This window comes from Streptomyces sp. NPDC053541 (assembly GCF_044544705.1).
In the GTDB taxonomy this organism is placed as follows: Bacteria; Actinomycetota; Actinomycetes; order Streptomycetales; family Streptomycetaceae; genus Streptomyces.
Genome location: NZ_JBITXM010000001.1, coordinates 773,726 through 792,496, shown reverse-complemented (window position 1 = coordinate 792,496; position 18,771 = coordinate 773,726). Strand labels below are relative to the sequence as shown.

Sequence of the window (18,771 nt, the reverse complement as noted above, 5' to 3'; positions counted from 1 at the left end):
GTCCGTGATAAGCAGAGATACGTGACTGATTCCCCCCTGTACCGCGCCGCAGCGGGCCGTTACGACGCCATGGAGTACCGGCGTACGGGCCGCAGCGGGCTGAAGCTCCCCGCGATCTCGCTCGGTCTGTGGCACAACTTCGGCGACGACCGCACCCTCGACTCCCAGCGCGCGATCCTGCGCCGCGCCTTCGACCTGGGCGTGACCCACTTCGACCTGGCGAACAACTACGGGCCGCCGCCCGGCTCGGCCGAGCTGAACTTCGGCAAGATCTTCGCGCAGGACTTCGCGCCGTACCGGGACGAGCTGATCGTCTCGACGAAGGCCGGCTATCTGATGCACCCCGGGCCGTACGGCGAGTGGGGCTCCCGCAAGTACCTGCTGTCCTCGCTCGACGCGTCCCTGAAGCGGATGGGGCTCGACTACGTCGACATCTTCTACTCGCACCGCTTCGACCCGGACACCCCGCTGGAGGAGACCATGGGCGCGCTGGCGTCCGCGGTGCAGCAGGGCAAGGCGCTGTACGTGGGCGTGTCCTCGTACACCAGCGAGCAGACCGCCGAGGCGGCGCGGCTGCTGCGGGAGATGGGCGTCCCGGCCCTGATCCACCAGCCCTCGTACTCGATGATCAACCGGTGGACGGAGGAGGACGGTCTCCTCGACACGCTGGAGGCGGCCGGGATGGGCTGCATCTCCTTCGTGCCGCTGGCGCAGGGTCTGCTGACCAACAAGTACCTGAAGGGCGTGCCGGAGGGCTCGCGCGCCACCCAGGGCAAGTCGCTGGACCCGAACCTGCTGTCGGACGAGGTGCTGCGGCGGCTGCGCGGGCTCGCGGAGATCGCGGAGCGGCGCGGGCAGTCGCTGGCGCAGCTGGCGCTGACCTGGGTGCTGCGGGACCCGCGGATGACCTCGGCGCTGATCGGCGCGTCCAGCGTGGCCCAGCTGGAGGAGAACGTGGCGGCCCTGGCGGGCGCTCCGCTGTCGGCGGAGGAGCTGAAGGAGATCGACTCCTTCGCGGTCGACACCGCCGGCACGAACATCTGGGCCGGCCGCGGCTGAGTCCGCGGGGCGGAGCTGCTGGGCGACGGCCTGACAGCCGAGCCGAAGGCCGGGCGGAAAGCGGGCCGAAAGAAAAACGGGCCGGTCCGTGGGGGGGATACGGACCGGCCCGAGGGGGGGTTTCCACCATAACCCTTCATTAGTCGTGCTGTGTGCCTGCTGCGCCGACCGAGGGGCCCCGGATTCGCCGGAGGCCAAGCCGCACAAGGGCTCCAGGGGTGTGTGGCGGGTTTGCGCCCGGGCGTGGCGGCGTAATCGGTACCTCCCACGGGGGACCCGGTCCGCGCGTCGCCCGGTTGACGCGGCGGGGCGGGCGAACCGCAGGTCAGCGGCGGGCCTCGCGGTGCAGCAGGGTGATGCCGTCACGACGCGCGACGATCCGGTAGCCGTGGGTGCGCTCGGCGGCGGCCAGCTCGGCGCGCTGCTGTTCCAGGGGGTAGGGCCAGTGGCCGCGGCGGTACGGCCAGGCCTCGGGGGCCTCCGGGTCGTGGACGATCCATTCGGCGGTGGGCGCGGGCAGGGCGTCGCGCCGGTACTCGTAGAGCCGCCCGTCGACCGGGAAGGTCGGGAAGAGGACCACGGTGCAGCGCGAGGTGAGCTGCGGGGCGAGCCGGTTGGAGGCGGCGACGGTCGCGCCGTCGGGGATCCGCGCGAGCAGCTCGCGGGCGGCCCGGAGGTGCGGGGTGTCCTGCCAGGTGGCCCGCTGGGCGAGCTGGGCCAGCGGGAAGGACGGGATCAGCACCGCGGTCACGGCGAGGACGGTGGCGAGCGCGGCGCGGACGGTACGGCGGTTGTCCTCGCGGCCGAGGACGTCGAGGAGCCCGGCGAACACGACGGGCATGAGCACCGCGCTGTAGTGGAAGGCCGTGCCCCAGTGGAAGACGTTCTCGGAGGCCATCCGCCAGGCCAGGGTGGGCACGGCGATCAGGGCGAGCGGGGAGCGCAGGGCGAGCAGCGCGGACGGGGCGAAGACCAGGATCAGGGTGGTCGGCTTGACGTCGGGGCGCAGCAGGTCGAGCGGGGCGTGCGCGAGCGCGGACAGCATCGAGCCGTGCGCGGCGGCGAGCTGCCCGCCGTGGGCGTAGCCGCCGGTGGGCCCGAGGGCCGGCAGCAGCAGCTTGATCTCCAGGGCGGAGCCGAGCAGTCCGGCGGCGGCGGTGGCGAGCCCCAGCCGGAACGCGCGCCGGTCGCCGTCGGAGCAGCGGGTGCCGCGGTCGCCGCGGTCGCCTCGACGGCGGTTCTTCAGGGCGATGTACGCGCCGATGGCGGCGAGGGTGAGCCCCAGGTCCTCCTTGATCAGGAGCAGCGGTGCGGCCCAGGCGACGGCGGTCGTCCAGCGCCGCCGGTCCAGGGCTTCGAGGGAGCAGGCCAGCAGCGGTACGGCGAGCGCGACCTCGTGGAAGTCGAAGGCGGCGGCGGAGGCGACGCCCCAGCTCAGCCCGTACCCGGCGGCGACGGCGTGCGCGCCGCGCGGGCCGACGGCGCGCACCGCCCAGCGGAACAGCGGGACGACGGCGAGGGCGAGCAGCGCGGACTGGAGGACGAGCAGGGTGAGCGCGGAGGGGAAGAGCCGGTAGAGCGGGGCGAGGGCGGCGAGCAGCGGGTGGAAGTGGTCGCCGAGCAGGTTGAAGCCCTCGCCGCGCAGCGGGACGACGGGGGCGCGGAGTTCGGCGTAGGCGCGGACGGCCTGTTCGAAGATGCCGAGGTCGTAGCCGGTGGTGCGCAGGAGTTGGTGGCGGCGCACGGCGACGGTGGCGTAGAGCAGGCAGAGGCCGGCGGTCCAGAGCCAGGCCGGGCCGGGCCGGCGCGGGATTCCCGGCCGGGGCCGGGGGGACCGGCGGAGGAGGGGGCCGGGGGGCGCCGCTCCCGGGGAGGCGGATGGGGTCGATTCCGTATCGATGGTCCGGATTGGCCGCATATGGCGTGATGCTAGGGCGGGCCGTTCAGGGCAGGGCGGTGAACGCGCCGAGCAGCAGCCCGAGGAACGCGCCCGCGATCATGAACGGCCCGAACGGGATCGCCGCACCGCGCCCGGCCCGCCGCACCACGACGAGCCCGAACCCGTACAGCGCCCCCAGCGCGAACCCCGCGAACGCCCCCGCGAACAGCACGCCCCACCCGTACCAGCCGAGGGCCGCGCCCAGCGGGACGGCGAGCTTCACGTCACCGAAGCCCATGCCGTTGGGGTGCAGGAGGAACAGACCGAGGTAGCCGCCGCCGAGGGCGAGCGCGCCGAGCAGCGCGTGCGGCCAGGACCCGGCGGCGTACGGCAGGAGCGCGGCGACCGCGAGGAGCAGGGGCAGCGCGACGGCGAGCGGCAGCGTCAGCGGGTCCGGCAGCCGGTGCACGCGCGCGTCCACCAGGGCCAGCAGGGTGCCGAACGGCGCGACCAGCAGCCACACGAGGAGCTCGGGCCGGGGGCCGCCGGCGGCCGCGGCGAGCCCGGCGCAGGCCAGGGCGGTGAGCAGCGGGGCGGTGAGCGGGGCGCTGGTGGTCGCGCAGTCCGCCCGCCCCGGCCCGCCCAGCCAGCCCCGCGCCGGCCCCGCGAACGGGTGCCCGGCCGGACAGGCCGTCCGCCAGGGCTCGTCGGGCGCGACGGACAGCCGGTACGCGGCCCGCGGCACGAGCAGCCCGGCCCCCGCACCCCAGAGGGCGGCGGCCGGCACGAAGGCGATCGACAGGGCGTCCACGGGCCGACCTTAGGGCTAGGGTCGGCGGCATGGGGAGGACTTGGGGAAGGACTTGGGAAAGGGCCTCGGGGCGGGACCGGGCGCCGGGTGCGGGGCCGGGCTTGCGCGACGGGGCCGGGTGGCTGGAGGTGCCCGGGGGCGGACGGGTGCCCCTGGAGATCGCGGCCTCCTTCGGGGCCCGACGGCGGGGCCTCCTCGGCCGGGACGGCATCGACGGCGCCCTGCTCATCACGCCCACCAACAGCATCCACACCTTCGGCATGCGCTTCGCCCTCGACGTCGCCTATCTGGACCGCTCGTGCACGGTCCTGGACGTCGTCACGATGCGGCCCGGGCGGCTCGGCATGATCCGGCCGCGCGGCCGGCACGTCCTGGAGGCCGAGGCCGGGACGATGGCGGCCTGGGGGCTGCGGCGGGGCGCGGTGGTCACGGTGGTCCCGAGCCGAGCAGGGTGAAGGCCCCGTACACGGCGGAGGCGAGCGCGAGCCCGCCGAGGACGGGCACGGCGGTACGGGCGCGGAGCCGGGCCAGCGCCGCCGCGGGCGGCAGCAGCAGCCCGAACGCGGGCATCATCAGGCGCGGCCGGGAGCCGAAGTACGCGGCGCCGACCAGCGAGACGACCACGACGCCGATCGTGTAGACGAGCAGCGGCAGGGGCTGCCGCTGCCGCACGCACAGCACCACGAGGCCGCCGAGCAGGGCGAGGGCGAGACAGAGCCCGAGGGCCGCGGGCCAGGGCAGCCCGGCGATGAAGCGGGCGAGGGCGACCCCGCCGTCGATCGAGTTGCCCCAGGCGGCCTGCACCTCGAAGTAGGCGGTGGCGCTGCCCTGCCGGAGTCCCACGTAGACGACGTAGCCGAGCCAGCCGAGCGGCGCGAGGAGCGTGCCCGCGAGGACGCGGGCCCGCAGGCGCCGTTCGCGTACGACGATCACGACGGCGGTGATCCCGATCGCGGCGATCAGCGCGGCGGCCGTCGGTCGGGTCAGCCCGGCGAGGACGCACAGCGCGCCGGCGAGGAACCAGCGGTCGCGGAGGACGGCGAGGAGCGCCCAGGCGGCGAGGGCGGTGAAGAGGGTCTCCGTGTACGCCATCGACTGCACGAAGGCGGTGGGGTACACGCCCCACAGGACGGCCAGGACGACTCCGGCGCGCGGCCCCGCGACCCGGGTGCCGACCGCGTGGATGCCCCAGGCGGCGGCGAGCGAGGCGGACCAGGAGACGAGCAGTCCGGCGGTGGCCACGTCGACGGGGAGCACGGCGGACACCGCCCGCTCCAGGGCCGGGAACAGCGGGAAGAAGGCGAGGTCGGCGTGGACGTCACCGTTGGGCAGGGTGACCTGGTGGCCGTAGCCGTGCTCGGCGATCCGCGCGTACCAGACGGCGTCCCACCGCCCGGACAGCCGGTGCATCCCGTCCTTGCCGGTGGCCGCGGCGACGATCAGGAGCGCGGCAAGCCCGAGGACGCGGGTGGCGACGTAGCCGCCGAGCGCGCACCGCAGCGGGTGCCGGTCGAGGAGGGACGGGGCCTCCTCGGCGGGCGGGGCGGGCGCGGGGACGGCCGGGGTGGGAGTCGGCGGGGAGGGGGTGGACGGGGTCGACGGGGACGGGACGCGGGACATGCGCCCGATTATCAGCCGCCGGGGCGCAGACGCAGGAATCGCGCGGCCATGACCGGCCCCAGCTCGGCCACGATCCCGTGGCCCGGCTCACAGGGGTGCGGCAGGTCGCCGAGGAAGGAGGTGACGATGACCTCGTCGACTCCGACGGCGCCGCGCCGGCTCTCCTCTTCCAGGAAGTCGAGGGTCCGCCGCCAGTCGACGGCGCAGCCCTCCTGGCCGAGGTAGGAGCGGACGGTGTCCTGGACGACGTCCCAGAAGAAGACGTGCGGCCGGACGTGGCCCTGGGAGAAGACGTGCGCGTCATAGGCGCCGCGGAAGCCGGGGACGCGGTCGACGAGATCGCGGACCAACTGGACGCCGGGGGTCGGGGAGCTCGGGGAGGGCGCGCCCAGGGTGGGGGCGGGGGTGCTCGGGGCGGGAGTGCTCGGGGCGGGGGTTGTCATGGCTGCCCGTTTCGGAAGCGCTGGGGAGCGGGAGCGGAGTTCGTGCGAGCTCGCTCACGGCTCAGGATGCCCGGTGCGGCGTGCCCGGTCCGACCGGTGGACGGCTCCTTTGCGGTTTCCTGACGGTGCCTTTCGCGGAGTTTTCCACAGGGGGTGCGAAGTGTCGCTCTTCCGTGGATCGTTGCTCGTATGTACGAGTTGATGAGACTCGCCAGGGGCGGGGTGCTGCTCACGGTGTGGGCGCTCACGGCGGGCTGGCCACGCGGCCGGCTCGACGGGCGGCTGCGCCGGGACGGCTGGCAGCGGATCTGGCGGGGCGCGTGGGCGGCCCCGGGCAAGGAGGTGGACTGGCGGGTGCGGGCCGGGGCGGCCCAGCTGCTGCGGCCGGAGCTGGTGTGCAGCCACCGCACGGCCGCCGCGGTGCACCGCATCGAGCTGCTCGGGGGCCGGGCGGGGGCAGAAGGGGCGCCGGAGCCGCTGGAGTTCACGGCACGGCGAGGACGCGGGTCGAGGGCCCACGAGCTGATACGGGTGCACACCACGGCCCGGCTGGCCGACGCGGACTGCGCGACCCGGCGCGGCCTGCGGGTGACGGGCGCGGTGCGCACGGTCGGCGACCTCATACGGGCCGCCGCCTCCCGCGAGGCGGCCGTGGTCGTCGCGGACTCGGCGCTGTCCCCGCGCCTCGTCGCCGGCCTGCACCGCCCGCCGCTGGTCGACGCGGCGGGACTGGCCGCCGAACTCGCCGCGCCCCGCCGCCCCGGCGGCCCCTCGGCCCGCCGCTGGCTCCCGCTCGCCGTCGCGGGATCCGGCTCACCGGCCGAGACGGTCGCCCGGCTGCGGATGCGCGACGCGGGCCTGCACCCGGAGACCCAGCCGACCCTGCACACGGCCGCGGGCCGGCCCCTGCACCCCGACTTCCTGTTCCGCGCCGCCGGATTGGTCGTCGAGATCGAGGGCTTCGCCTTCCACGGCACCCGCGCCGCGCACGAGCGGGACGTGCGCCGCTTCAACGAGCTCCAGAGCTGCCCGGACGTCCGCCGCGTCCTGCGCTTCACGGCGGGCGAGGTCTTCGGCCACCCGGACCGCATGACCGCCACGATCCGGGCCGCGCTCGCGTCCCTGACGGCGACCGGACGGCCCGGTCCCGGCTAGCCGGAGGTGCGCGGGAAGGAGACCTCGACCCGTCGGTTCTTCTTCCGCCCCTCCTCGGTGGAGTTGTCGGCGATCGGGTAGTCCTCGCTGTAGCCGCGGATGTCGAAGGTGGTCCCGGGGTCCAGGTTCTTCGCCAGTTCGAGCTGCACGGCGTCGGCCCGCTCCTTGGAGAGCTTCAGCCCGTGCTCGTAGCTCCCGAGGTCGTCGGTGAACCCGAAGACCCGGACCCGCCGCGAGCCCTGCTTGTTGACCTCCGCGGCGATGGCGGCGATCCGGGCCGTCGCGGAAGGGCTGAGCTTGGCGCTGTCCTTGGGGAAGAGCACCTCCGCCTGAAGGGCGAAGGTGACGTCGACATTGGTGTCCTCGCGCCGCTGCTCGCCGCCCTCCTCCTCGACGATCTGCTTGATGTCGAGGACCTTGGCGGGCGCGAGGGTGGCCCCGTCCGGCAGCATCAGGGCGGGCGAGCTCGCGTCGATGACGGGCGGCGGACCGCCGTTGCTGGTGGAGTTCGGCGGATCGTCGGCCCGAGCGGCACCGGCCGTCCCGGCCAGGAGGACGAGGGTCGCGGTCAGGGTGGCGAGGCGGCGCGGGGTGGTCGTCGTCGTCATGACTGCGCCTCAGGAGAGTTTGATGGTGGCGGGGGTGAAGGTGGGGAGCTGAAGGGAGACCTCGGAGGTGGTGGCGGGCGGGGCGGGGAATTGCATGAAGACGGGGATCCCCTTGTGGGGGGCCAGACTGTCGAGATCGGTGGTGGTGAGCGGTCGGCCATCGGTGTCGCGCAGGACGTAGTAGCGCTTCTTCCCCGCGGCATCGAGGAGTGTGGCGCCTCCAAGCGAGTTGCTGTGCTTGATGATCTCCGTCTCGTCCCCGCTGAGTCGGGAGGAGATCGACACGACGTCGTTCGTGGTGTTGTTCAGGCGGCCGCTGACCGTGAGAAAACCGCCGGCGTCGCGCTCGACGGAGTTGATGGCAAGCTCCAGCCCTTCCGGTCCCTTCAGAGCCGCGAGAACTTCGGTGGACTCGGCCGAGGGTGCGGGCTTCGCACCTTGCCCACTGCCCTTCGGCGACACAGTGCTCGCCGAAGGTTGCTGCTTCGCCGGCGATTCATCGCTCCCGCATCCGGTGATGACGAGAGCCAGTCCAGCCGCAAGGGCCACGGCCGCCCCCCTGCGGGCCTTCCTCGCGTGCTGAACGTTCATGAATCCGGGTCCTTCGCGCATCAGTCGACAAGTCGAACGGTGAAAAGGTCAGCCGCACCGGGCAGCTGCGGGTCTTCCGGGTCGATCGTCCACTCGGCGCCGTCGCAGACGAGGCCGGTGATCGGTTCGGGTTCGGGGCTGGGCGTGGGCTCGGGCGTGGCCGAGCCGGTCGGTGCGGGTGTACTAGGGGTGGGCGGCGGCGGTGGCGGGTCGAAGGAGCAGCGCGGCTCCAGGACCGCCGTTGCCTCCGCCTCCGCGTGCCGCCCCTCGGTGCCCGGCACCAGGGACTTGCCCACGGTGCCGCTGGTGGTGATCCGTACCCGGAACTCCACTCCCCCGCCTGCAGTTCGGTCGGCACAGTCGGACGGTGCCATGGTGGCGCCGTTGTCCCGGGCGTACTGAGCCGCCCGTTCGCAGGCCGTTCCCGAGTCGTATCCCCTGCCCCGGAGGAAGTCGCCCCAGGCGTCCGGGTCGAGAACGACCTCTCGCCAGCCGTCGCGGAGTTGCCTCCGGGCGTCCTGCGCTGCCGCCAGGGCGGCGGCGTCGGCCGCCGTCTGACCCCCGCCACGGAGGACCGACGCCTGTGCCACGGCGAAGTAGACGAACGCGAGGAACAGCAGTGCGGCGATCACCGAGACGTAGACGGGGAAAGCCTGCCCCGAGTCGTCCCCGCGGAGCCCTGTCAGCTGCCGCCGCCCCCTGTAAGACTCGCGATCTTCCGGGAGATGGCATCCCGGATGCTCTGCCCGATGCTCGTGCCCGAGATCGCCACCACGATCGCCACCACCACCACGATGATGCCCAGGTACTCGACCGCCGTCTGGCCCCGGTCGCGGCGAGCGAGTGTGCGGGATTCGAGCCAGGTCGAGCCGTGGATCCTGGCCTGGGTCAGGGCCTTCAGGAGCGCCTCGTTCATCGTGTTCCCCTCCGAGTCCGGCGACTCGGGCAGGGTACGCCGTTCGGGTGGGGGGATCACAGGGTCCGTAGGCCCAATCACCGTGGGTAGTCGGGCTCATGAGGCGGTCCTCGTGCCGAGCCAGGAGGCGATGGCCTCGCCGCGGGTGGTGCTGTGGAGCTTGGCGAAGATGCGGTTGATGTGGTTCTTGACGGTCTTCTCGGAGATGGAGCAGGCGGCGGCGATCTGCTGGTTGGTCAGGCCGGTCGCGATCAGGTCCATGACCTCCACCTCCCTCGCACTCAGACCGAAGCGTTGCACTCGCGAAGCTGGATTTCTGAAGTGCAGTATATTCGCGACAGTTGAGCGTGCGCCAGTATGTGCAGTCGCACGCACCATGCGGAGGAGCTCGGCCGCGTCGTACTCCCCGTGGACCAGCCGCGCGACGGGAGCCGCCGCGTGCGTGTGCGTCAGGAGCAGCACCGGTGCGAGGGCCGACAGACGCCGCACGGCGTCGCGGTCCTCGTCGACCACGACGAGGTCGACTCCCGCGCCCTCCGGGACGACCTCGATGTCCGGGCTCGCGCCCAGGAGGACGGTCAGGCCCGCCCGTACGACCGGGTTGGCGGCCACCACCAGGACCTTCAGCATGCGCGTCTCACTCGCCCGTGATCGAGCCGAAGTCGGTGCCGGTGCCCAGGAAGAGGCCCGCGCCGAGCAGGATCATGGTGGCCGGGACCATCAGGGTCGTGATGACCATCGTCGCCTTGGGCACCGCCTTCGCCGCCTTGCGGCGGGCGTTCTGGGCGTCGGTCCTGCGCATGTCGTTGGCGATCTGGATGAGGGTGTCGACGATGGGGGCGCCCAGCTCCTCGCCCTGCTGGAGGGCGGTGACGAACTGGGCGACCTGCTCCGAGTCGTTGCGGCGGCGCAGCTCGCCGAAGGCGTCGCGCCGGCTCACGCCCATGTCCATCTGACGCAGGGTGATGCGGAGTTCGTCGGCCCACGGGCCCTCGTACCGGTCGGCGACCCGCTCCAGCGCCTGGCGGAAGCCGAGGCCCGCCGAGACGACGACGGCGAGGACGTCGAGGAAGTCCGGCAGGGTGCGTTCGATCTGGTCCTTGCGGATGCGGACGGCGGACCAGATGCCGACCTCCGTCCAGAAGGCGCCGAAGGCGAACAGCAGCAGCGCGACCAGGACCGAGCCCCTGCTCAGCATGAGCAGGCCGCCCAGGACGCCCAGGAAGCCGTAGACGGCGCGCCGGGCCCCGTACCGGTCGATGGTGAGGCCGCCGGGGTTTCCGGCGAGGTCGATCCGGCGGCGCACGGCGTTGACCCGCTTGGGGCCCATGAGCCGCAGCACGGCCGGGGACCAGCGCATGCCGAGGCGGTCGACGACGGAGTCGACGGCCCCGGTGCGGGTGGCGCCGACCTCCAGGGCGAGCTGGAGGTCGCCGGGGAGCTTGGCGTCGGCCCGGTAGAGGCGGATGCCGTAGGCCGCGCCGGCGACGGAGAGCCCGGCGAGGAGGGCGAGGAGGAGGTCCACGGTGTCGTCCTTGCGTCCTGGTGTCCTTGCGTCCCTGTGTCCTTGTTCCCTACACGTCGATCTTCGCGAGCCGGCGGATGACGAGGAAGCCGACCACGTACAGGCCGAAGGCCAGGACCACCGCCATCTGCCCCAGTCCCGAGCCGGTCATCCGGTCCAGCGCCCCGGGCTGCATGTTGTCGATGAGCAGCAGGGAACCGACGCCGATGACCGGGACCGCGTAGGCCGTCATGCTCACCTGCGACAGCTGGGTGCGGACCTCGCGCCGGGTCTCCTTGCGCTCCTCCAGGGTCTCGGTGAGGTTGCGCAGCGAGGAGACGACGGTGCCGCCGGCCCGGTTGGCGAGGACCAGGGTGGTGACGAGGACGACGAGTTCGCGGGAGGGGAGGCGGGCGGCGAGCTCGCCGAGGGCGTCGTCGAGGGAGGAGCCGACGGCGAGCTGCTGGGCGACCTTCTCCAGCTCGTCGCCCGCCGGGGCCTCCATCTCGTCGGCGGCCAGGGACAGCGCCATGCGCAGGGCGAGGCCGGCCTGGGTGGCGTTGGCGAGGATGCGGGAGAGCTCGGGGAGCTGGTTGATGAACTTCTCGATGCGCTTCTGCCGCTGCCAGTTGAGGAAGCCCAGGGCGACCCACACGCCGAGGAAGCCGCAGATCGGCCCGAAGAAGGGCGACAACAGGGTCTGCCCGACGGCCCACAGGACGGCGACCGCAACCGTCATGGCGACCACGAACTCGCCCGGGGTGACGTCGAGTCCGGTGGCGGAGATGCGCAGTTCCAGCCTGCGGCCGAGCGCGGTGCGGCGGACCCGCCGGTCGATGCCCCGGAAGGGGCGCCTGCGTCGGCCGGGCCCGTCGGCCGCCTCGCCCGCGGTCTGCCGGAGGCGGGCGATGAGCGCGGAGCGCTGGGCGGCGCCGCTGGCGTAGAGCTGGATGCCGGCCACGGCCAGGACGCCGCACAGCAGTGCGGCGCCGATGGTCAGCAGGGTCGGGGTCGGGGTCATGGGGGTCCTCTTCTTCCTTCCCTGCGTGCCTAGGTGGCCGCTCGGGTGGCGAGCTGCGCGTCGGTCGCGGCCACGCCGAAGGCCTGGGGGATGGGCTGGCCCGCCATGTAGAGCCGGTCGGCGACCCGGCGCGGCAGCGGGTGGTACGAGAAGCGCCCGTGCACCCGTCCGTCGGCGCCGATCGGCTGGGCGTCGAAGCGGCAGACGGTGGCGAGGAGGTAGCCCTCGCGGCCGTGTGAGGCGAGGACGGCGATCTCGGTGACCCGGCGGGTGCCGTCGGGGTGGCGGGTGAGCTGGACGAGGATGTCGACGGCGCTGTTGATCTGGTCGCGCAGGGCCTCGAAGGGGACCTTGACCTCGGACATGGAGGCGAGGGTCTGGAGGCGCATCAGGGCGTCCTCGGCGGAGTTGGCGTGGACGGTGGCGAGCGAGCCGTCGTGGCCGGTGGACATGGCCTGGAGCATGTCGAGGGTCTCGCCGCCGCGGACCTCGCCGACGACGATGCGGTCGGGGCGCATGCGCAGGGAGTTGCGGACGAGGTCGCGGATGGTGACCTGGCCGCGGCCCTCGATGTTGGGCGGGCGGGCCTCCAGGCGGATCACGTGGGACTGCTGGAGCTGGAGTTCGGCGGAGTCCTCGATGGTGATGACCCGTTCGCCCTCGGGGATGAGCCCGGACAGGGCGTTGAGCAGGGTCGTCTTGCCGGTGCCGGTGGCGCCGGACACGATGATGTTGAACTTGGCCTGGACGAGTCCGGACAGCAGGAGCAGCATCTGCTCGTCGAGCGAGCCGAGGCCGATCATCTCGTGCAGGGTGTAGGCGCGGGGGAAGCGCCGGATGGTGAGGGTGGCTCCGGTGAGCGACAGCGGCGGGATGATCACGTTGACGCGCTCGCCGGACGGCAGCCGCGCGTCGACCATCGGATTCGACTCGTCCACCCGCCGGTTGACCGTGGACACGATCCGCTCGATGGTCTGCATCAGCTGCTCGTGGGAGGCGAAGCGCAGCGGCAGCAGCTCGACCCGGCCGGCCCGTTCCACGTAGATCTGGTCGGGGCCGTTGACCATGATCTCGGTGATGGAGGCGTCTTCGAGGAGGGGCTCCAGGACGCCGAGGCCGAGGGCCTCGTCGACGACCCGGCGGATCAGCTGGGCGCGTTCGGCGGTGGAGAGGACCGGGCCCTCGCGACTGATGATGTGGCCGAGGACGCGTTCGAGCCGGGTCCGGCGCTCGGCGGCGGCGAGCGCGGACATCTCGGTGAGGTCGATCTCCTCCAGGAGCTTGGCCCGGAACGCGGCGACCAGGTGCCCGTCCTCCCGTCCGGCGCCGCCGGCCCGGTGCTCCTCGGGGGTGTGGATGCGGGACCGCAGGCTCATGGGCGCTCCTCGGGTGCGGAGTCGAAGTCCGGGCCGGAATCGGGGACGGGCATGGTGGCGGTCCGGGTCACCTCGTACGGGCCCAGGAAGGGGATGAGGCCGGGGACACTGACCCGGACGGTGGCGACTCCGCCGCTCTCGGAGACCCGGCTCCGGCCCGCGATCCAGTCGCTCATCGCCGCCCTGCCCGCCGCCTCCGGACCCGGTACGGACTCGGGCTCGTCCACGCTCGCCGCCCGCGCCGCCGCGCGCGCCCCCGTGCCCGCCTGCTGGGCCGCGTACCCGACGAGGCCGAGCTGGATGCCGACCAGGCCCACGAGGAGCAGGATCGGCAGGAAGCCCAGGAACTCGACGGCCACCTGGCCCCGGTCGCGTCGCCACCGGCGTCTCATCGGTCCTCGCCCTCCCACACGGCCGCGGCCTCGCCGTCCACGTTCCACGGGAAGCTGATCGCCCCCGGGAACAGGACGGGGACGCGCAGGGTGACGGTCACCGCGACCATCCCGCCCGACGGCCCGCCGCAGCGCACGCCGGCCCGCGCCGCCCACGCGCCCTCCAGGTGCCGGCGCGCGGCCCCCTCGCAGTCGCCGTCGACGGCCGCCGCCCGCGCCGCCTCGTCCGCCGCGTTCCCCGCCAGCGTGTACGTGTAACCGATCAGGACGCACTGCCACAGCAGCACGAGCGTGAGCAGGATCAGCGGCAGCATGCCGACGAACTCGACCGCCACCTGGCCGCTGTCGCCCTCCCCACGGGCCTCGCCCGCCCGAGCGACCTCGCTCGCCCGACGGAGCTCACCCGTCCGCCGGACCTCGCCCGCCCGGTCGCTGTCGCCCCCTCCCCGCCCGTCCCGCCACGGCCCGCGCACGGCTATCGCCCTCCGCCGCCGCGTCGGCGCAGGCCGAGCGCGCCGCGGTCCTTCGTCCCGGCCGGCACCAGGCCGCCGCCGGTGCCGGAGTCCGCCGTCTTCACCAGGCCCAGCTCGCCCGCCAGCGCCCACAGGGCCTGCTTGACGCTCGACCGGGCGTCCAGGTCGTGCAGGCGGCCCGCGTCGACGACGGCCGCGAGCTCCTTGTACGCGGCCGGCACGGCGACGCCCGCGAGGCGTGTGCCGGTGATCTTCTGCACCAGCGCGGGCTGGATCTCGGTCGCGCGCTGGTGCCGGTTCACCAGGACGGTGCTCTCCTCGGGCTTGCGGACCTGGAGCCGGTCCCACATCCGTACGACCCGCTTGGCGGCCCGTACGGCGACCACGTCCGGGGTGGTGACGAGCAGCGCCACGTCCGCCGTCTCCACGGCCGCCGCGCCGGCCGCGTCCAGGTGGGTGCCGCAGTCGAGGACGACGACCTCGTGGCGGCCGCGCAGGGCGTGGACGATCTGGCGGGCGGCGCGTTCGGTGACGTCCTCGCCGCGCTCGCCCTCCCCCGGGGCGAGGAGCAGCGAGAGGCCCGTCTCGTGGACGTACACCGCGTCCTGGAGGACACGGGGCGAGATGTCGTTGATGGCGGCGAGGTCGGCGACCGAGCGCCGGAACTGCACGTCGAGGTAGGAGGCGATGTCGCCGCCCTGGAGGTCGAGGTCGACCAGGGCGACGGTGTGACCGGAGGCGCGGGCGGCGAGGGCGAGCTGGACGGCGGTGACGGTGGTGCCGACGCCGCCCTTGGCGCCGCTGACGGTGACGACCCGGCCGCCGGGTCCGGTGGGGGCGTCCGGGCCGGGGGCGCCGAGGTGGCGGCGGACGCCGGTGGACCACTGGGCGGCGGCCTGGACGCGGCTGGCGAGCTCCTCGTAGCCGAGGGGGAGGGTGACGAGGCCGCGGGCGCCGGAGTCCATGGCGGCGGAGAAGAGCACGGGGCTGGCGTCGGCGGTGATGAGGACGACGCCGACGGCGGGGAAGCGGAGGGCGACCTCGCGGATGAGGTCGAGGGCGGGGACGGGTCCGATGCGCTCGTGGACGAGGACGACCTCGGGCAGTTCGTCGAGGGACTCGGCGGCGAGCCGGGCGAGGGTGTCGAGGAGCTGGGTGGAGTCGGTGACGGGCCCGGCGGGTTCGGCGTCGGGCAGCTGGCCGATGAGGGTGGTGACGGCGCGGGCCGCGTCCGGGTCGCCGACCGCCGGCAGGATCCTCGTGGTCATGCGGGCCTCACTTGTCCTTGTCGAGCGTGTACGTGCGGTCGCGCGGGTCGGGCGCGCCGGTGCCGCCGCCGGGGGCGACGAGGGCGAGGCGGACGTGTTCGGCGAAGGACTCGGCGTAGGCGACGCGCTGGGTGTCGGCGGTGGAGAGGGCGAAGGTGATCGGCACGGCCTCGGTGGCCCGGCCGGCCTTGTCGTCGCGGTTCTCGATGGGGGTGAGCTTGCCGATGGCGAGGACCTTGGCGCCGGCCACGATCAGCCGGGACTGGTCCGGCGGGCCGCCGCGCTGTCCGGCGAAGGTGGCGTAGATGTTGACGGAGGCGCCGGGGGTGATCTTGCCGGCGACGCCGGTGGCGGCGTCGACCATGATGGCGAGTTCCTGCTGGCCGGGGGCGAGGGCGGGCCGGTCGACGATCATGTCGTCCTGGAGCAGGGAGCCGGCCTTGAGGGTGGTGACGGCGATCTTGCCCCGGGTCGCGCGGAGATCGGTGACGGCGGTGGGCGGGAGCCAGCGCTCGGGCATGGTGATCTTCTCGAAGTTCCCGGGGCCGAGGGGGGCGTACGGCTCGATGTCGTCCTTGACGCGGTAGGCGGTCGCCTCGGGCCCGACCTTGGAGTTCACGTCGCTGATCACCGTGAGGACGCCGGCGAACACGCCGAGGGCGCACAGGACGGACAGCAGCAGCAGGATCACGCCGCGGCGCTGGCGGGAGTTCATGGCCGTACTACCTCGATCGTGGACGGGAGCGGGGCGGGAGCGGGAGGGTTCACCGGGTGGCGGGGGCGGGGTCGGCCGTGGGCAGGGGGGCGGCGCAGAAGCCGCAGCGGTCGCCGATGAGCTCCATGCGGCACCAGTGGCAGGTCTCCCGCCGTACGGAGGAGACGAGTTGGTGCAGGACCGGCAGGTCGGGCAGGTGGGCGGCGAACTCGACGAGCTTGCCCGTGCCCCACCAGCGGGGCGAGGACTCGGGCAGGGAGGCCTCCTGGACGGCGCGGACCCGCCACGCCGGGGCGAGGTCCGTGGTGGGCCAGTCGGTGGTGAGCTGGCCCCGGGCGAGCACGAGGTCGGTGGTGAACGCGGGCCCGGGAAGGGTCTCGGCCGGGCCCGCCCCGGATCCGCCGGAGCCTCCGGAGCCGAGGCGTACGAGCCGGGGTTCCGGTCCGGCGAGGACGGCGAAGTGGGCGCCGGGCAGCCAGCCCTTGAGGTGGGAGCCGAGGCCGACGGGCACGTGGTCGAGCCGGGCGACGGAGCCGAGCACGGCGCCGGCGTACACGTAGTGGGCGAGCAGCCGGGCGGCGGAGGCGAGGACTCCGGGGCTGAAGTCGCAGACGGAGAGCTGGCGGAGCTGGCGGACGAGGACGGCGGTGCCGAGCGGCGGGAGCGCGGTGCGGACGATCGCGATCCGGTCGGATTCGAGCAGGGAGCGTACGGCGTGCAGGCGTTGGGCGGTCGCGGGTGGCGCCCACTCGGGGCACACGACGATCGCATGACCGTCGCGCTCGGTCAGAGCGCGCAGATCGGCCACGGCGGCGTCGAGCGGCCGGGTCTCGGGGCCGGGCAGGACGGCGGCGGGGGGCGTCTGCGGATCGGTCGGCGGCAGCACCAGGTCGGCGCCGGTGACCGCAATCGCTGTCGGCACGTCGGGCTCCCCCGATCCCTCAATGATCACTAGCTGCGCTCGCAGCGTTACCGCCACTGCACTTTATCCAGGCCACCGGAGTGGTGAACACACAATCCTGCAAGCTCCGTCACTTTCTCGACGGAAGGCGTCGGCCCTGAACTGCGGTTCGCGTCAGAGGTCTTGACAACCCAATTGGTCTGGACCAACTTGTTCCGCGCACCTCCCCTCCCCCACTTCCCCTCCCGGAGGCACCACGTGGACCGCACCACCACGAGAGCCGCGGCGACCCGCGCCGGGCTCGCGCTGGCGCTGAGCGCCGGGCTCGTCGTCATCGGCGGGGCCGGCACCGCACAGGCCGCGGACGTCAACGTCGCCAAGAACGCCGGATTCGAGAACGGCCTGACCAACTGGTCCTGTTCGGCCGGCAGCGGCACCGTCGTCTCCTCGCCGGTACGCACCGGGGCGGGCGCCCTGCGCGCCACCCCGGCCGGCCTGGACAACGCCAAGTGCACCCAGACCGTGACCGTGAAGCCGAGCTCCACGTACACCCTGAGCGCCTGGGTCCAGGGCGGCTACGCCTACCTCGGCGCGAGCGGCACCGGCACCACCGACGTGTCGACCTGGACGCCGGACAGCGGCTCCTGGAAGCAGCTGACCACCACCTTCACCACCGGCGCCACCACCACCTCCGTGCAGATCTACACGCACGGCTGGTACGGCACGGCCGCGTACTCCGTCGACGACGTCAGCGTCTTCGGTCCCGACGGGGGCGGCGGCACCGACCCCGAGCCCACCGTGCCGGCCGCCCCGGCCGGCCTCACCGCCGGCGGCACGACCAGCAGCTCCGTCTCCCTCAGCTGGGGCGCGGTCTCCGGCGCGACCGGGTACAAGGTCTACAAGGACGGCGCCCTCGCGACGACCGTGAGCAACAGCGCGGCCACCGTCACGGGCCTGGCCGCCGACACCGCGTACCAGTTCCAGGTCTCCGCGACCAACGCCGCCGGCGAGTCCGCCAAGTCGGCCGCCGTCACCGCGCGGACCGCCAAGGTCACCGACCCGGGCCCCGGCCCGGCCGTGCCCAAGCACGCGCTGACCGGCTACTGGCAGAACTTCAACAACGGCGCGACCGTGCAGAAGCTGCGCGACGTGCAGGCGCAGTACGACATCATCGCGGTCTCCTTCGCCGACGCGACGGCCACGCCCGGCCAGATCACCTTCAACCTCGACCCGGCCGTCGGCTACGCCTCCACCGCCGACTTCAAGGCCGACATCGCGGCCAAGAAGGCCGCCGGCAAGTCGGTGATCCTCTCCGTCGGCGGCGAGAAGGGCAACGTCACCATCAACAGCGACGCCTCCGCGACCGCCTTCGCGGACAGCGCCTACAACCTCATGCGGGAGTACGGCTTCAACGGGGTCGACATCGACCTGGAGCACGGCATCAACTCCACCTACCTGACGAAGGCGCTGCGCCAGCTCTCCGCCAAGGCCGGGTCGTCGCTGGTCCTGACGATGGCGCCGCAGACCATCGACATGCAGTCCACCGGCACCGAGTACTTCAAGACCGCGCTCGCCGTGAAGGACATCCTCACGGTGGTCAACATGCAGTACTACAACAGCGGTTCGATGCTCGGCTGCGACGGCAAGGTCTACAGCCAGGGCTCGGTGGACTTCCTCACCGCGCTCGCCTGCATCCAGCTCCAGGGCGGCCTCGACGCCTCCCAGGTCGGTCTGGGCGTGCCCGCCTCGACGCGGGGCGCGGGCAGCGGCTACGTCGACCCGCAGATCGTGAAGAACGCGCTCGACTGCCTCGCCAAGGGCACCGGCTGCGGCAGCTTCAAGCCCGCTCAGACCTACCCGAACATCCGCGGCGCCATGACCTGGTCGACCAACTGGGACGCCACGGCCGGCAACGCCTGGTCCAACGCGGTCGGCCCGCACGTCCACGGCCTGCCGTAACACCGCCCCGTACGGGGGAACACGCCCGCGACGCCGCCGTGCCCACGGCGGCGTCGCGCCGTTTCCGGGGCCCGGGGGCA

21 protein-coding genes are annotated in these 18,771 nt (G+C 73.4%); 4 read left to right on the top strand and 17 right to left on the bottom strand.

Annotated elements, in window-relative coordinates; all coding sequences use genetic code 11:
- Positions 1 to 21 precede the first annotated feature (21 nt).
- A complete protein-coding gene (mgrA, locus tag ACIGW2_RS03970) occupies positions 22 to 1,059 on the top strand; it encodes an L-glyceraldehyde 3-phosphate reductase (protein WP_399840874.1) in 1,038 nt (345 codons plus the stop codon).
- A 325-nt stretch (positions 1,060 to 1,384) separates the two neighbouring features.
- On the opposite strand, the gene ACIGW2_RS03965 is transcribed toward mgrA, so the two are convergent.
- Together ACIGW2_RS03965 and ACIGW2_RS03960 are read right to left on the bottom strand one after the other, a co-directional pair.
- The gene (locus tag ACIGW2_RS03965) at positions 1,385 to 2,803 is read right to left on the bottom strand and encodes a DUF2079 domain-containing protein (RefSeq protein ID WP_399840872.1); all 1,419 of its coding nucleotides are present in this window, start codon (positions 2,801 to 2,803) and stop codon (positions 1,385 to 1,387) included.
- 199 nt (positions 2,804 to 3,002) lie between these two features.
- The gene (locus ACIGW2_RS03960; RefSeq protein WP_399840949.1) at positions 3,003 to 3,740 is read right to left on the bottom strand and encodes a prepilin peptidase; all 738 of its coding nucleotides are present in this window, start codon (positions 3,738 to 3,740) and stop codon (positions 3,003 to 3,005) included.
- Between the two features lie 38 nt (positions 3,741 to 3,778).
- Here ACIGW2_RS03960 and ACIGW2_RS03955 point away from each other — a divergent pair, with 38 nt between their 5' ends.
- Entirely contained in the window at positions 3,779 to 4,204 is a 426-nt protein-coding gene (locus tag ACIGW2_RS03955) for a DUF192 domain-containing protein (protein ID WP_391652984.1), read from the top strand.
- On the opposite strand, the gene ACIGW2_RS03950 is transcribed toward ACIGW2_RS03955, so the two are convergent.
- Both ACIGW2_RS03950 and ACIGW2_RS03945 read right to left on the bottom strand, forming a co-directional pair.
- Positions 4,176 to 5,369, bottom strand: coding sequence for a hypothetical protein (locus ACIGW2_RS03950; RefSeq protein WP_399840871.1), 1,194 nt, complete (start codon positions 5,367 to 5,369; stop codon positions 4,176 to 4,178). The two genes, ACIGW2_RS03955 and ACIGW2_RS03950, sit on opposite strands and share 29 nt — an antisense overlap.
- Positions 5,370 to 5,380: 11 nt before the next feature.
- A complete protein-coding gene (locus ACIGW2_RS03945; protein WP_399840869.1) occupies positions 5,381 to 5,812 on the bottom strand; it encodes a hypothetical protein in 432 nt (143 codons plus the stop codon).
- A gap of 201 nt (positions 5,813 to 6,013) precedes the next feature.
- Here ACIGW2_RS03945 and ACIGW2_RS03940 point away from each other — a divergent pair, with 201 nt between their 5' ends.
- The gene (locus ACIGW2_RS03940; RefSeq protein ID WP_399840867.1) at positions 6,014 to 6,967 is read left to right on the top strand and encodes an endonuclease domain-containing protein; all 954 of its coding nucleotides are present in this window, start codon (positions 6,014 to 6,016) and stop codon (positions 6,965 to 6,967) included.
- Here the strand turns inward: ACIGW2_RS03940 and ACIGW2_RS03935 are convergent.
- From ACIGW2_RS03935 to ACIGW2_RS03875, 13 genes are all read right to left on the bottom strand, one after another.
- Positions 6,964 to 7,575 carry an OmpA family protein gene (locus tag ACIGW2_RS03935; RefSeq protein ID WP_356067713.1) on the bottom strand — a complete coding sequence of 204 codons (612 nt, stop codon included), beginning with the start codon at positions 7,573 to 7,575 and terminating at the stop codon, positions 6,964 to 6,966. The two genes, ACIGW2_RS03940 and ACIGW2_RS03935, sit on opposite strands and share 4 nt — an antisense overlap.
- 9 nt (positions 7,576 to 7,584) lie before the next feature.
- Positions 7,585 to 8,166 carry a hypothetical protein gene (locus ACIGW2_RS03930; RefSeq protein ID WP_391652989.1) on the bottom strand — a complete coding sequence of 194 codons (582 nt, stop codon included), beginning with the start codon at positions 8,164 to 8,166 and terminating at the stop codon, positions 7,585 to 7,587.
- A 20-nt stretch (positions 8,167 to 8,186) separates the two neighbouring features.
- Positions 8,187 to 8,798: a hypothetical protein gene (locus tag ACIGW2_RS03925; RefSeq protein ID WP_391652990.1), complete on the bottom strand. Its 612-nt coding sequence runs from the start codon at positions 8,796 to 8,798 to the stop codon at positions 8,187 to 8,189.
- Between the two features lie 50 nt (positions 8,799 to 8,848).
- Positions 8,849 to 9,082, bottom strand: coding sequence for a Flp family type IVb pilin (locus ACIGW2_RS03920; RefSeq protein WP_391652991.1), 234 nt, complete (start codon positions 9,080 to 9,082; stop codon positions 8,849 to 8,851).
- Between the two features lie 96 nt (positions 9,083 to 9,178).
- Entirely contained in the window at positions 9,179 to 9,712 is a 534-nt protein-coding gene (locus ACIGW2_RS03915) for a response regulator transcription factor (RefSeq protein WP_391652992.1), read from the bottom strand.
- A gap of 7 nt (positions 9,713 to 9,719) precedes the next feature.
- On the bottom strand, positions 9,720 to 10,607 hold the full coding sequence (locus ACIGW2_RS03910) for a DUF5936 domain-containing protein (RefSeq protein ID WP_391652993.1): 888 nt from the start codon (positions 10,605 to 10,607) through the stop codon (positions 9,720 to 9,722).
- Positions 10,608 to 10,656: 49 nt separating this feature from the next.
- Complete coding sequence (locus tag ACIGW2_RS03905) at positions 10,657 to 11,607, bottom strand: type II secretion system F family protein (protein WP_399840864.1); 951 nt, start codon at positions 11,605 to 11,607, stop codon at positions 10,657 to 10,659.
- Between the two features lie 29 nt (positions 11,608 to 11,636).
- On the bottom strand, positions 11,637 to 12,983 hold the full coding sequence (locus ACIGW2_RS03900) for a CpaF family protein (RefSeq protein ID WP_399840862.1): 1,347 nt from the start codon (positions 12,981 to 12,983) through the stop codon (positions 11,637 to 11,639).
- Positions 12,980 to 13,375, bottom strand: a complete 396-nt coding sequence (locus tag ACIGW2_RS03895) for a TadE family protein (protein ID WP_399840861.1) — start codon at positions 13,373 to 13,375, stop codon at positions 12,980 to 12,982. The genes ACIGW2_RS03900 and ACIGW2_RS03895 overlap by 4 nt, the downstream gene beginning before the upstream one ends.
- A complete protein-coding gene (locus ACIGW2_RS03890; protein ID WP_399840859.1) occupies positions 13,372 to 13,710 on the bottom strand; it encodes a TadE/TadG family type IV pilus assembly protein in 339 nt (112 codons plus the stop codon). Before ACIGW2_RS03890 ends, ACIGW2_RS03895 begins: the two co-directional genes overlap by 4 nt.
- Before the next feature lie 140 nt (positions 13,711 to 13,850).
- Entirely contained in the window at positions 13,851 to 15,116 is a 1,266-nt protein-coding gene (locus tag ACIGW2_RS03885) for a CpaE family protein (protein WP_399840857.1), read from the bottom strand.
- Between the two features lie 7 nt (positions 15,117 to 15,123).
- Complete coding sequence (gene cpaB / locus ACIGW2_RS03880; RefSeq protein ID WP_391652999.1) at positions 15,124 to 15,831, bottom strand: Flp pilus assembly protein CpaB; 708 nt, start codon at positions 15,829 to 15,831, stop codon at positions 15,124 to 15,126.
- 49 nt (positions 15,832 to 15,880) lie between these two features.
- Positions 15,881 to 16,753: a hypothetical protein gene (locus ACIGW2_RS03875; protein ID WP_399840855.1), complete on the bottom strand. Its 873-nt coding sequence runs from the start codon at positions 16,751 to 16,753 to the stop codon at positions 15,881 to 15,883.
- Positions 16,754 to 16,990: 237 nt separating this feature from the next.
- On the opposite strand from ACIGW2_RS03875, the gene ACIGW2_RS03870 reads away from it, so the two are divergent.
- The gene (locus ACIGW2_RS03870; RefSeq protein WP_391653001.1) at positions 16,991 to 18,691 is read left to right on the top strand and encodes a chitinase; all 1,701 of its coding nucleotides are present in this window, start codon (positions 16,991 to 16,993) and stop codon (positions 18,689 to 18,691) included.
- Positions 18,692 to 18,771: the final 80 nt, after the last annotated feature.